At 67.8% G+C, this 12,573-nt stretch carries 9 protein-coding genes; 8 read left to right on the top strand and 1 reads right to left on the bottom strand.

Annotation, left to right across the window (positions count from 1 at the left end; genetic code table 11):
• The first annotated feature begins 2 nt into the window (after positions 1 to 2).
• From xdhB to KBC94_RS17205, 8 genes are all read left to right on the top strand, one after another.
• On the top strand, positions 3 to 2,435 hold the full coding sequence (gene xdhB, locus KBC94_RS17240; protein ID WP_294372785.1) for a xanthine dehydrogenase molybdopterin binding subunit: 2,433 nt from the start codon (positions 3 to 5) through the stop codon (positions 2,433 to 2,435).
• 77 nt (positions 2,436 to 2,512) lie between these two features.
• A complete protein-coding gene (locus KBC94_RS17235; RefSeq protein WP_294372782.1) occupies positions 2,513 to 3,454 on the top strand; it encodes a LysR family transcriptional regulator in 942 nt (313 codons plus the stop codon).
• Positions 3,455 to 3,499: 45 nt separating this feature from the next.
• Positions 3,500 to 4,801 carry an NCS2 family permease gene (locus tag KBC94_RS17230; RefSeq protein ID WP_294372778.1) on the top strand — a complete coding sequence of 434 codons (1,302 nt, stop codon included), beginning with the start codon at positions 3,500 to 3,502 and terminating at the stop codon, positions 4,799 to 4,801.
• 73 nt (positions 4,802 to 4,874) lie between these two features.
• A complete protein-coding gene (locus KBC94_RS17225) occupies positions 4,875 to 6,416 on the top strand; it encodes an ABC transporter ATP-binding protein (protein WP_294372775.1) in 1,542 nt (513 codons plus the stop codon).
• Complete coding sequence (locus KBC94_RS17220; RefSeq protein ID WP_294372767.1) at positions 6,403 to 7,542, top strand: ABC transporter permease; 1,140 nt, start codon at positions 6,403 to 6,405, stop codon at positions 7,540 to 7,542. Before KBC94_RS17225 ends, KBC94_RS17220 begins: the two co-directional genes overlap by 14 nt.
• A gap of 89 nt (positions 7,543 to 7,631) precedes the next feature.
• Entirely contained in the window at positions 7,632 to 8,552 is a 921-nt protein-coding gene (locus KBC94_RS17215; protein WP_017759136.1) for an ABC transporter permease, read from the top strand.
• A 55-nt stretch (positions 8,553 to 8,607) separates the two neighbouring features.
• Complete coding sequence (locus tag KBC94_RS17210; protein WP_294372763.1) at positions 8,608 to 9,774, top strand: BMP family ABC transporter substrate-binding protein; 1,167 nt, start codon at positions 8,608 to 8,610, stop codon at positions 9,772 to 9,774.
• Positions 9,775 to 9,950: 176 nt separating this feature from the next.
• On the top strand, positions 9,951 to 11,000 hold the full coding sequence (locus tag KBC94_RS17205; protein WP_294372758.1) for an adenosine deaminase: 1,050 nt from the start codon (positions 9,951 to 9,953) through the stop codon (positions 10,998 to 11,000).
• Between the two features lie 6 nt (positions 11,001 to 11,006).
• Here KBC94_RS17205 and KBC94_RS17200 read toward each other — a convergent pair whose 3' ends face one another.
• Complete coding sequence (locus KBC94_RS17200; protein ID WP_294372755.1) at positions 11,007 to 12,545, bottom strand: SpoVR family protein; 1,539 nt, start codon at positions 12,543 to 12,545, stop codon at positions 11,007 to 11,009.
• Positions 12,546 to 12,573: the final 28 nt, after the last annotated feature.

Here is a 12,573-nt window from a genome sequence, read left to right as displayed (position 1 = left end):
CGATGAACAAGCCGATCGACCCCGCCCTGCTGCAGTCCGCCGAGGCCTTCGCCGACTACGCCGCCAACACGGCCGCCCGCATCGACACCCGGGCCGAAGCCCAGGCCCTGGCCCAGGGCGCCCGCGTGGGCATCAGCCGCCCGCACGAATCCGCCCATCTGCACGTGGCCGGCGAGGCCACCTACACCGACGACCTGCCCGAGCTGGCCGGCACGCTGCATTGCGCGCTGGGCCTGTCGCCCGTGGCGGCCGGCCGGCTGGAAGGGCTGGACCTGGACGCCATCCGCGCCATGCCCGGCGTGGTGGACGTGATCGTGGCCGACGATATTCCGGGCGCCAACGACTGCGGCTCGATCGTGCATGACGATCCGTTGCTCTGTGACGGCGAGATCCGCTTCCTGGGCCAGCCACTCTTTGCAGTCATCGCCCGCACCCGCACCGAGGCCCGCCGCGCCGCCGCGCGCGCCAAGGAAGCCGCGCGCGTGGCACCGGCCGAGCCGGTGCTGACGCCGCAGCAGGCGCATGCCCGCGGCCAGTACGTGGTGCCGCCCATGCACCTGACCCGCAGCGACAAGGGGCTGGCGGTGCGTGCCGCCATCGAGGCCGCGCCGCACCGCCTGAAGGGCGAACTCGACGTCGGCGGCCAGGAGCAGTTCTACCTCGAAGGCCAGATCAGCTACGCCATCCCCAAGGAAGGTGGGACGATGCAGGTCTACTGCTCGACCCAGCATCCCACCGAGATGCAGCACCTGGTGGCGCATGCGCTGCACCTGCATTCCAACGAGGTGCACATCGAATGCCGGCGCATGGGTGGCGGTTTCGGCGGCAAGGAATCGCAGTCGGGCCTGTTCGCCTGCATCGCCGCCGTGGCGGCCAACAAGCTGCGTCGCCCCGTCAAGCTGCGCCCGGACCGCGACGACGACTTCCTGATCACCGGCCGCCGTCACTGCTTCTGGTACGAGTACGAAGTGGGCTTCGACGACGAAGGCCGCATCCTCGGCGCCGAGATCAGCATGGTCTCGCGCGCCGGCCACTCTGCCGACCTGTCCGGCCCGGTGATGACCCGCGCCCTGTGCCACTTCGACAACGCCTACTGGCTGCCCGAGGTGAGCATGCATGGCTTCTCGGGCCGCACCAACACGCAGAGCAACACCGCCTTCCGCGGCTTCGGCGGGCCGCAGGGCGCCATCGCGGTGGAGTACGTGCTCGACTCCATCGCCCGCCAGCTCGGCCGCGATGCGCTCGACGTGCGCCGTGCCAATTTCTACGGCAAGACCGAGCGCAACGTCACGCCCTACGGCCAGACGGTGCGCGACAACGTGATCCACGAGCTTGTCGACCAGCTCGAGGATTCGAGCAGCTATCGCGAGCGTCGCGAGGCCATCGCGGCCTTCAACGCCAAGAGCTCGGTGCTCAAGCGCGGCATGGCGCTCACGCCGATCAAGTTCGGCATCAGCTTCAACGTGCCGCACTTCAACCAGGCCGGGGCGCTGGTGCACGTCTACACCGACGGCTCCATCCTCGTGAACCACGGCGGCACCGAGATGGGCCAGGGCCTGAACACCAAGGTGGCGCAGGTGGTGGCGCACGAGCTGGGCGTGGAATTCGAGCGTGTGCGCGCCACAGCCACCGACACGACCAAGGTGGCCAACACCTCGGCCACGGCCGCATCGACCGGCGCCGACCTCAACGGCAAGGCCGCGCAGGACGCGGCCCGCCAGATCCGCGAGCGGCTCGCCGACTTCGCCGCGCGCCGCCATGGCGGCACGCCCGACGCGGTGCAATTCGCCAATGGCAAGGTGCAGGTGGCCGGGCGCGAACTCACCTTCGCCACGCTGGTGGCCGAGGCCTACACCGACCGGGTGCAACTGTGGTCCGACGGCTTCTACAGCACGCCCGGCCTGCACTGGAACGCACAGACCATGCAGGGCCATCCCTTCTACTACTTCGCCTATGGCGCGGCGGTGAGCGAGGTGGTCATCGACACCCTGACCGGCGAATGGAAGCTGCTGCGTGCCGACGTGCTGCACGATGCCGGCCGTTCGCTCAACCCCGCGGTGGACATCGGCCAGGTCGAAGGCGCCTTCATCCAGGGCATGGGCTGGCTCACCACCGAGGAGCTGGTCTGGCACCCGGGCAACGGCAAGCTGCTGACGCACGCGCCCAGCACCTACAAGATCCCCACGGCCAACGACTGCCCGCCGGTGTTCAACGTGCGGCTCTTCGACGGCCCCAATGCCGAGGATTCCATCCACCGCAGCAAGGCTGTCGGCGAGCCGCCGCTACTGCTGCCTTTCTCGGTGTTCTTTGCCATCCGCGATGCCGTGTCGGCCGCGGGCGGCCACCGGGTCGATCCACCGCTGCGGGCACCGGCCACCAGCGAAGCGATCCTGCGTGCACTGAACGCGGTCCAGTCCGCTCCCGCCACCGCCTGATCGTTCGGCCGGGACCGTCGTCGCCATGGCCCCGCCACGGGGCCGGGCGTCGCCTGTCTCTGGCAGAGTGAGGCCCCATGCGAGACCAGGCCCTCTTCGACAAGATCGATCTGCACCTCATCCGGGTGCTCTATACCGTGCTCACCGACCGCAGCGTCTCGCGGGCGGCGCTGCGGCTGGGCATGTACCAGCCGGCCGTCTCGGCGGCGCTCAAGCGGCTGCGCGAGCTGTCGGGCGATCCGTTGCTGGTGCGCTCGGGCTCCGGCATGGTGCCCACCGAGGCGGGATTGCGCATGATCGAGCCCGCGGCCAGCATCCTGCGCGCGGCCGAGATGCTGTTCTCGGACGTGCGCGGCTTCGATCCGCAGACGGCGGCCACCACCTTCCGCATCGCCGCCAACGACTACCTCGATCCGCTGTTCCTGCCGCTGGTGGTGACGCAGATCAAGCGGCTGGCACCGCTCACGCGCATCGAGATCCATCCGCTTTCGTCCGATTCCGACTACCACGCCCACCTGGCCGAAGGCACGCTGGACCTGGTGATCGGCAACTGGCTCAAGCCGCCCGAAGACCTGCACATGTCGCGCCTCTTCGGCGACGAGGTGGTGTCGATGGTGAGCCAGGAGCACCCCGCGGTGCGCCGCGGCTGGGACTTCGAGACCTGGCTGGAGGCCGAGCACATCGCGCCGACGCCCACGCACCCGGGCGCGCGCGGGATCATCGACCAGCTGCTCGACGCCATCGGGCGCCAGCGCAACATCACGGCGCGCTGCGCGCACTTCAGCCTGATTCCGCAGATGGTGGCCAGCAGCCTGCTGGTGCTGACCACCGGCCGCCAGTTCTGCGAGCGCTTTGCGCAGCAGCTGCCGGTGCGCATCCTCGACTGCCCGGCCACCTTGCCGCGCCTGCTCTATTACCAGCTCTGGCACGAGCGCACGCATTCGTCGAGTGCGGCCCAGTGGCTGCGCGAGCAGGTCAAGAACGCGGCCGCCTCGCTGCGTCAGCCCGGCGGCCCCTGATTCCTTTCGCTTCCTTCATTCACAACAACACCGGAGACAAGACCCATGAATGCGATCGAGCGGCTGTTCAAGCTGCAGGAGCACGGCACGACCGTGCGCACCGAACTGCTGGCCGGCCTGACCACCTTTCTCACGATGGCCTACATCATCTTCGTCAACCCCTCGATCCTGGGCGACGCGGGCATGCCGAAGGAGGCCGTGTTCGTCGCCACCTGCGTCATCGCCGCGCTGGGCTCGGCCATCATGGGCCTGTATGCCAACTACCCGATCGCGCTGGCGCCGGGCATGGGCTTGAATGCCTACTTCGCCTACGGCGTGGTGCAGCACATGGGCTTCACCTGGCAGGCCGCGCTGGGGGCGGTGTTCGTCTCGGGTTGCCTGTTCCTGCTGGTGACGCTGTTCCGCATCCGCGAGCTGATCATCCGCGGCATCCCGCTGTCGCTGCGCTATGCCATCACGGTGGGCATCGGCCTGTTCCTGGCGCTGATCGCGCTCAAGAGCGCGGGCATCGTCGCCGCCTCCCCGGCCACGTACGTCACGCTGGGCGACCTGCACCAGCCCGCGGCCGTGCTCGCGGTGCTGGGCTTCTTCTTGATCGTGATGCTGGACCGGCTCAAGGTGCCGGGCGCCATCCTGATCGGCATCGTGGCCGTGACGCTGGCCAGCTTCTTCTTTGCCGGCAACCAGTTCAAGGGCGTGGTGTCGGCACCGCCCTCCATCGTGCCCACGCTGCTGCAGCTGGACATCAAGGGCGCGCTGGCTGGCGGCATCCTGAATGTGATCCTGGTGTTCTTCCTGGTCGAGCTGTTCGATGCCACCGGCACGCTGATGGGCGTGGCCAAGCGTGCCGGCCTGCTGGTGCCGGGCAAGATGGACCGGCTCAACAAGGCGCTGCTGGCCGATTCGGGCGCCATCTTCGCGGGCTCGCTGCTGGGCACCTCCAGCACCACGGCCTATGTGGAGAGCGCGGCGGGCGTGCAGGCCGGCGGCCGCACGGGCCTGACGGCGCTGACGGTGGCGGTGCTCTTCCTGGCCTGCCTGTTCATCGCGCCGCTGGCCGGCGTGGTGCCGGCCTATGCGACGGCGCCGGCCCTGCTCTTCGTGGCATGTTTGATGCTGAGGGACCTGACCGAACTGGACTGGAACGAGACCACCGAGGTCATCCCCGCGGCCATCACCGCGCTGGCCATGCCCTTCACCTATTCCATCGCCAATGGCCTGGCCTTCGGCTTCATCAGCTATGCGGTGCTGAAGCTGATCACCGGCCGGGCGCGGGAGGCGCACTGGATGGTGTGGGTGATCGGCGGGATCTTCCTGTTCAAGTACATCTACCTGCCGGGTCACTGACCTATCCGGGCCGGCCCCAGGCGACTAGCATTCACCGTTTTACTTAAAAGAGCGACCCCCGAAGGCCACCCCCATGTCCCCCCCCAGACTCCAGCTCGCGCACATCACCAAGCGCTATCCCTCGGTGGTCGCCAACAGCGACGTGTCGCTCACTGTCCAGCCCGGCGAAACCCATGCCGTGCTGGGCGAGAACGGCGCCGGCAAGTCCACGCTGATGAAGATCATCTACGGCTCGGTCAAGCCGGACGAGGGCACGGTGAACTTCAACGGCCAGCCGGTGGCCATCCGCAATCCGCAGGAGGCGCGTCAGCTGGGCATCAGCATGGTGTTCCAGCACTTCAGCCTGTTCGACACGCTGACGGTGGCCGAGAACGTCTGGCTGGGCCTGGACAAGAGCCTGGCGCTGGCCGACGTCACGCGCCGAATCGTGGCCAAGGCCGGCGAGTACGGGCTGGAGATCGACCCGCTGCGGCCGGTCCACACGCTGTCGGTGGGCGAGATGCAGCGGGTGGAGATCATCCGCGCGCTGCTCACCGACCCCAAGCTGCTGATCCTGGACGAGCCCACCTCGGTGCTGACGCCGCAGGCCGTGCAGAAGCTCTTCGTGGTGCTCAAGAAGCTGGCCTCCGAGGGCTGCTCCATCCTGTACATCAGCCACAAGCTGCACGAGATCCGCGAGCTGTGCACCGCCTGCACCGTGCTGCGCGGCGGCAAGGTCACGGGCGTGTGCAATCCGCAGCAGGAGACCAACGAGTCGCTGTCGCGCCTGATGATCGGCGCCGAGCCGCCGCCGCTGACGCACCGGCCGTCCAACGTGGGCGAGGTGGCGCTGGCGGTCGAGCGTCTGAGCCTGCCGCGCGAAGACCAGTTCGGCGTGGACCTGGACGGCGTCTCGCTGCAGGTGCGCGCGGGCGAGGTGGTGGGCATCGCCGGCGTGTCCGGCAACGGCCAGAAGGAGTTGCTCTACGCCCTGTCGGGCGAGGACGTGCGGGCAGAGCCCGGCATGGTCCGCCTTTTCGGCCAGGGCGCGGGCCGGCTGCGGCCGCGGGCGCGCCGCAGGCTGGGCCTGCATTTCGTGCCTGAGGAGCGGCTGGGCCGCGGCGCCGTGCCCACGCTGGGCCTGGCGCATAACCTGCTGCTGACGCGCGACGACGCGGTGGGCAGCGGCGGCTGGCTGCGCATCGGCCAGCTGGAGCAGCAGGCACGCGCCATCATCGAGCGCTTCAAGGTCAAGGCCGGCGGGCCGCAGTCGGCGGCCAAGTCGCTGTCGGGCGGCAACCTGCAGAAGTTCATCGTCGGCCGCGAGATCGACGCCAGCCCCAAGCTCTTCATCGTGTCGCAGCCGACCTGGGGCGTGGACGTGGGCGCCGCGGCGCTGATCCGCGCTGAGATCCTGGCGCTGCGCGACGCGGGCTGCGCGGTGCTGGTGGTCAGCGAGGAATTGGACGAGCTGTTCGAGATCAGCGACCGGTTGCATGTGATTGCCAAGGGGCGGCTGTCGCCCTCCATCGACCGGGCTGCGGCCACCGTGCCGCAGATCGGCGAATGGATGAGCGGACTGTGGGAGGGCGCGGCTTCGCGCGCAAAAGAGGAGGGCATCCATGCTCAAGCTTGAGTTGCGGCCGCAGCTGTCGCGTTTCTGGAGCTACGGCTCGCCCATCCTGGCGCTGCTGATCACGGTGGTGATCGGCGTGATCCTGTTCGCCGCGCTGGGCAAGGACCCGGTGCGGGGGCTGCAGGTCTTCTTCTGGGAGCCGATCAAGAGCAGCTATGCCATCGGCGAGCTGCTGGTCAAGGCGACGCCATTGCTGGTCATCGCGCTGGGGCTGGCGGTGTGCTTCCGCTCCAACGTGTGGAACATCGGCGCCGAGGGTCAGTTCGTGCTGGGCGCCATCGCCGCGGGCGGCATGGCGCTGCTGGCCGACAAGAACACCGGCCCGTGGATCGTGCCGGCCATCCTGGTGGCAGGCGTGCTGGGCGGCATGCTGTGGGCGGCCATCGTGGCCTGGCTGCGGGACGTGTGCAATGCCAACGAGATCCTCACCAGCCTGATGCTGGTCTACGTGGCCACGCTGCTGCTGCTGTGGCTGGTGGGCGGGCCGTGGAAGGATCCGATGGGCTACAACTTCCCGCAGACCAAGACCTTCGAGGCGGTGACGCAGATCCCGCGGCTGATGAAGGGCTCGCGCGTGACCATCGGCATCGTGATCGCGCTGGTGGGCGTGGCGGCGCTGTGGGTCTTCCTGTTCCGCACCCGGCTGGGCTTCGCGCAGCAGGTGGGCGGGTTGGCGCCGGCGGCGGCGCGCTACGCGGGCTTCTCGGCCCGGCGTGCGGTGTGGATCGCGTTGCTGACCTCGGGCGCCGCGGCCGGCCTGGCCGGTGCGCTCGAAGTGGCCGGCCCCATCGGGCAGCTCACGCCCTATGTGCCCGCAGGCTACGGCTTCGCCGCCATCATCGTGGCCTTCGTGGGACGGCTGCATCCGGTGGGCATGGTGTTCTCGGCCATCCTGATGAGCATGTTCTACATCGGCGGCGAGCTGGCGCAGTCGCGCCTGGGCCTGCCCAAGTCGCTCACGGCGGTGTTCCAGGGCCTGCTGCTGTTCACGCTGCTGGCCTGCGACACGCTGGTGGCGTATCGCGTGCGGATGAAGGCTGCGGCGCGGCCGGTGTCGCCGACGGCCGGCACTGCCTCGTTGCAGGCATCGACGCCGGATGTTGCCCCTCAAGTAAAAGAAGCCTGAACATGAAGCCCCACGCTCATCACTTCGTGTATTCGCTGCCCCCCGAGGGGGCGCAGGCCTCCCTCGGGGCGGCCCGTCGGGAGGCCTGAATGGAAAGCTACGCACTCCTCCTGGGCGCCATGCTCAGCGCCGGCACCGTGCTGGCCATCGCCGCGCTCGGCCTGCTCATCAACGAGAAGGCCGGCATCGTCAACCTCGGCGCCGAGGGCATGATGCTGTGCGCCGCCATCGGCGGCTTCGCGGCCTATGTGCACACGCACAACGCCTGGATCGGCTTTGCGGCCGGCATGGCGGTGGGTGCGCTGCTGGCGGGCCTGTTCGGCGTGCTGGTGATCTGGCTCAACACCAACCAGTACGCCACGGGCCTCGCGCTGTCGCTCTTCGGCGTGGGCTTCTCGGCCTTCGTCGGCATCAACTACGTGCAGGCCAAGGCGCCAGGCGGCATGGCCTTCGCCATCCCTGTGCTGGGCGACATTCCCTTCATCGGGCCGGCGCTGTTCCGCCACCATCCGCTGGTGTACTTCGCGGTGGCGCTCACCTTCGCGCTGATCTGGTTCCTGTACCGCACGCGGGCCGGGCTGGTGCTGCGCTCGGTGGGCGAGTCGCCCGAGTCGGCGCATGCGCTGGGCTATCCGGTGCGGCGCATCCGGCTGATGGCGGTCATGGCCGGCGGCGCGCTGTGCGGCCTGGCGGGCGCCTACCTGTCGGTGGTCTACACCGGCCTGTGGGTGGAGAACATGGTGGCCGGCCGCGGGTGGATCGCGCTGGCGCTCACCACCTTCGCCACTTGGCGGCCCCTGCGGGTGCTGCTGGGCGCCTACCTCTTCGGCGGCGTGACGCAGCTGGGTTTCCACCTGCAGAGCGTGGGCGTCGACGTACCCAGCCAGTTCCTCGCCATGATGCCCTACGTGGCCACCATCGTGGTGCTGGCGCTGATCTCGCGCAACCCCGCTTTCATCCGCGTCAACATGCCTGCGTCGATCGGGAAACCGTTCTACCCCGGCTCATAATGCGCGCTGAATTTTTCAACTCCCTCAACGTCTTGCTGCCAAGGACCTTTAGACAATGACCGATCTGAACAAGCGTTCGCTGCTCAAGCTCGCCGCCATCTCCGCCGCGGCTGCTGCCGCCCTGGTGGGTTGCGGCAAGAAGGAAGAGGCGCCAGCTGCGGCAGCTCCCGCGGCGCCTGCGCCCACCGCCGCTGCGCCGGCCCCGGCGTCGACGGCACCGCTGGAGATCGCCTTCGCCTACGTCGGCCCGGTGGGCGACGGCGGCTGGACCTTCGCCCACGACAACGGTCGCAAGGCGCTGGAGAAGGAATTCGGCGACAAGATCAAGACCACCTTCGTCGAGAGCGTGCCCGAGTCGGCCGATGCCGAGCGCGTGTTCCGCGACTTCGTGGGCCAGGGCAAGAAGCTGATCTTCGGCACCACCTTCGGCTACATGGAGCCCATGCTGAAGGTCGCTGGCGACGCCAAGGACGTGAAGTTCGAGCATGCCACCGGCTACAAGACGGCCGAGAACATGCGCACCTACGACAGCCGCACCTATGAGGGTGCGTACATGGCCGGCATCATCGCCGGCGCCATGACCAAGTCGAACAAGCTGGGCGTGGTGGGCTCGGTGCCGATCCCCGAGGTGCTGCGCAACATCAACAGCTTCACGCTTGGCGCGCAGTCGGTGAACCCCAAGGTCACGACCAACGTGGTGTGGGTCAACGAATGGTTCAGCCCGCCGAAGGAAACCGAGGCTGCCACGGCCCTGATCAACGGCGGCGCCGACGTGCTGTTCCAGAACACCGATTCGCCGGCCGTGCTCAAGACGGCGCAAGAGAAGGGCAAGCGCGCCTTCGGCTGGGACAGCGACATGACCGCCTATGGTCCCAAGGCCCACCTGGCCTCGGCCGTGATCAACTGGGGCCCGTACTACATCAAGGCCACCAAGGACGTGCTCGACGGCACCTGGACCACCGGCCAGACCTGGTGGGGCGTGAAGGAAGGCGCGATCGACCTGGTCTCCGTGGCCGACGACGTGCCGGCCGACATCAAGGCCAAGGTGGACGAGGTCAAGAAGGGCCTGAAGGATGGCACCTTCCAGATCTGGAAGGGCCCGATCGTCGGCCAGGACGGCAAGGAACTCATCGCCGCCGGCGCAGCCGCTGACGACAAGTTCCTTTCAGGCGTGAACTTCTACGTCAAGGGCGTGGAAGGCAAGGTGCCCGGCAAGAACTGACCACCCCGTTTCTTGCTCACTTCGTGTAGCCGAATCCCCCTCAAGGGGCGCACCCGGCGGCCCGGCAGAGCCGGTTCCGCGGGTGCACCGGCAACACCTACGGCCGCTTTCGAGCGGCCGTTTTTCTTTGCTGGCGCTTTATGCTTGGCCATTGCGATCGCTGAATCATCTCCACCATGAGCCTGCCCTTCGACCCCGCCGCCATCCCCGCCGCCCGCCTGCCCGAGCTGCTGCGCACCATGCCCAAGGCGGAACTGCACATGCACATCGAGGGCTCGCTGGAGCCCGAACTGATCTTCGCGCTGGCGCAGCGCAACGGCGTGGCCATTCCCTATGCCACCGTGGAAGAACTGCGCAAGGCCTATGCCTTCACCAACCTGCAGAGCTTTCTGGACATCTACTACGCCGGCGCCAGCGTGCTGCTCACCGAGCAGGACTTCTACGACATGGCCTGGGCCTACCTGCAGCGCGCCGCGTCCGACAACGTGCGTCGCACCGAGATGTTCTTCGACCCGCAGACGCACACCGAGCGCGGTGTGTCGATGGCCACGGTGATCGGCGGCCTGCACCGGGCGTGCGTGGATGCCAAGACGGCGCTGGGGGTGGATGCCGCGCTGATCCTGTGCTTCCTGCGCCACCTGAGCGAGGAGTCGGCCTTCGAGACGCTGGAGCAGGCGTTGCCTTTCCGGGACCAGTTCATCGGCGTGGGCCTCGATTCGAGCGAGGTCGGCCATCCGCCCGAGAAGTTCGCCCGCGTCTTCGCGCGCTGCAGGGAACTGGGCTTTCACCTCGTTGCCCATGCCGGCGAGGAGGGGCCACCGGCCTACGTGTGGAGCGCGCTCGATGTCCTCAAGGTCGAGCGCATCGACCACGGCGTGCAGAGCACCAAGGACCCTGCGCTGATGAAGCGCCTGGCCGCAGACCGAATTCCTCTGACGGTCTGCCCGCTCTCCAACCTCAAGCTGTGCGTGTTCCCGCAGTTGTCGCAGCACAACCTGGGGCAGCTGCTTGGTGCCGGCCTGGTCGCGACCGTGAACTCGGACGACCCGGCCTACTTCGGCGGCTACATGAACGAGAACTTCCTGCAGACCTTTGCGGCCACTGGGCTGACGTCTGCGCAGGCCTGGCAACTGGCCGCCAACAGCTTTGACGGCAGCTTTGCCGATGCCACGGCCAAGAAGGCCTGGAAGGACGAGCTGGCGCAATGCTTCGCCAGCTTCCGCTGACGATGATCAGCTGCGCTTCGGGCTGACCGTCTTGCGATAGCCCACGCGCCCCTTGTCGTCCACGCTCTCCAGGTGGACGTCGAAGCCCCAGAGCCGCGCGACGTGCTTGAGCACCTCGGGCGTTTCTTCATGCAGCGGACGGTTGTTGCGCTGGGTGTGGCGCAGCGTCAGCGAGCGGTCGCCGCGCAGATCCACGTTCCAGACCTGGATGTCGGGCTCGCGGCTGCCCAGGTCGTACTGGCGGGCCAGCGACTCGCGCAATGCCCGGTAGCCCGCCTCGTCATGGATGGCGGCCACCTCCAGCTCCGGATCGGCCTCGTGGTCGCGGATGGCAAAGAAGCGGAAGTCGCGCATCACCTTGGGGCTCAGGAACTGGCCGACGAAGCTCTCGTCCTTGAAGTTGCGCATGGCGTAGTCCAGCGTCGTCAGCCAGTTGGAGCCGGCGATGTCGGGGAACCACTGCCGGTCTTCCTCGGTGGGCTTCTCGCAGATGCGCTTGAGGTCGCTGTACATCGCGAAGCCCAGCGCATAGGGATTGATGCCGCTGTACGCGCGGTGCCCCACCGGCGGCTGGTAGACCACCGCGGTATGAGAGCTGAGCCATTCGATCATGAAGCCGTCGGCCAGCAGGCCGCGGTCGTACATGGTGTTGAGCAGCGTGTAGTGCCAGAAGGTGGCCCAGCCCTCGTTCATCACCTGCGTCTGGCGCTGCGGATAGAAGTACTGCGCCACCTTGCGCACGATCCGCACCACCTCGCGCTGCCAGGGCTCCAGCAGGGCGGCGTTCTTCTCGATGAAATACAGCAGGTTCTCCTGCGGCTCCTCCGGAAAGCGGCGCGCCGCCTGCGGGTCCTGCGCCGCGGCGCCGGAGCGTGGGACCGTGCGCCACAGGTCATTGAGCTGGCGCTGGATGTAGGCCTCGCGCTCGGCGCGCCGTTCCTTCTCCTGCGCCAGCGACCGCTTCTGCGGCCGGCGGTAGCGGTCCACGCCATAGTTCATCAGCGCGTGGCAGGAGTCGAGCAGGTCTTCCACAGCCTCCACGCCATGGCGTTCCTCGCACTCGGCGATGTAGTTCTTGGCGTAGACGAGGTAGTCGATGATGGACGAGGCGTCCGTCCACATCCGGAAGAGGTAGTTGCCCTTGAAGAAGCTGTTGTGGCCGTACGCTGCGTGGGCGATCACCAGCGACTGCATGGCCATCGTGTTCTCCTCCATCAAGTAGGAGATGCACGGGTCGGAGTTGATGACGATCTCGTAGGCCAGGCCCATGTGGCCGCGCCGGTAGTTCTTCTCGGTGGTGATGAACTGCTTGCCATAGGACCAGTGGCGATAGAGCACCGGCATGCCCACACTGGCGTAGGCATCCATCATCTGCTCGGCCGAGATGATCTCCAGCTGGTTCGGGTAGGTGTCCAGGCCGAAGGCCCGTGCCGTTCTGGCGATCTCGTCGTGGTAGGTCTCGATGAGTTCGAAGGTCCAGTCGGACGGGCTCGGCAGGCGCTCGGGCGCACGCTCGAAGACGGGGGGCAGGCGGGACGGGGTCATCGTGTCCTTGGCTCCTGGCGGGTTCATT

The sequence above is a fragment of the Pseudacidovorax sp. genome (assembly GCF_017991995.1).
GTDB lineage: Bacteria > Pseudomonadota > Gammaproteobacteria > Burkholderiales > Burkholderiaceae_C > Xenophilus.
The sequence above is the reverse complement of the archived record's forward strand: the minus strand, read 5'-3'. Positions and strand labels throughout refer to the sequence as shown.

Excerpts from the sequence above, each read along its gene's own strand:
- xdhB (WP_294372785.1), top strand. The coding sequence starts at position 3 with ATGAACAAGCCGATCGACCCCGCCCTGCTGCAGTCCGCCGAGGCCTTC.
- KBC94_RS17235 (WP_294372782.1), top strand. The coding sequence starts at position 2,513 with ATGCGAGACCAGGCCCTCTTCGACAAGATCGATCTGCACCTCATCCGG.
- KBC94_RS17230 (WP_294372778.1), top strand. The coding sequence starts at position 3,500 with ATGAATGCGATCGAGCGGCTGTTCAAGCTGCAGGAGCACGGCACGACC.
- KBC94_RS17225 (WP_294372775.1), top strand. The coding sequence starts at position 4,875 with ATGTCCCCCCCCAGACTCCAGCTCGCGCACATCACCAAGCGCTATCCC.
- KBC94_RS17220 (WP_294372767.1), top strand. The coding sequence starts at position 6,403 with ATGCTCAAGCTTGAGTTGCGGCCGCAGCTGTCGCGTTTCTGGAGCTAC.
- KBC94_RS17215 (WP_017759136.1), top strand. The coding sequence starts at position 7,632 with ATGGAAAGCTACGCACTCCTCCTGGGCGCCATGCTCAGCGCCGGCACC.
- KBC94_RS17210 (WP_294372763.1), top strand. The coding sequence starts at position 8,608 with ATGACCGATCTGAACAAGCGTTCGCTGCTCAAGCTCGCCGCCATCTCC.
- KBC94_RS17205 (WP_294372758.1), top strand. The coding sequence starts at position 9,951 with ATGAGCCTGCCCTTCGACCCCGCCGCCATCCCCGCCGCCCGCCTGCCC.
- KBC94_RS17200 (WP_294372755.1), bottom strand. The coding sequence starts at position 12,545 with ATGACCCCGTCCCGCCTGCCCCCCGTCTTCGAGCGTGCGCCCGAGCGC.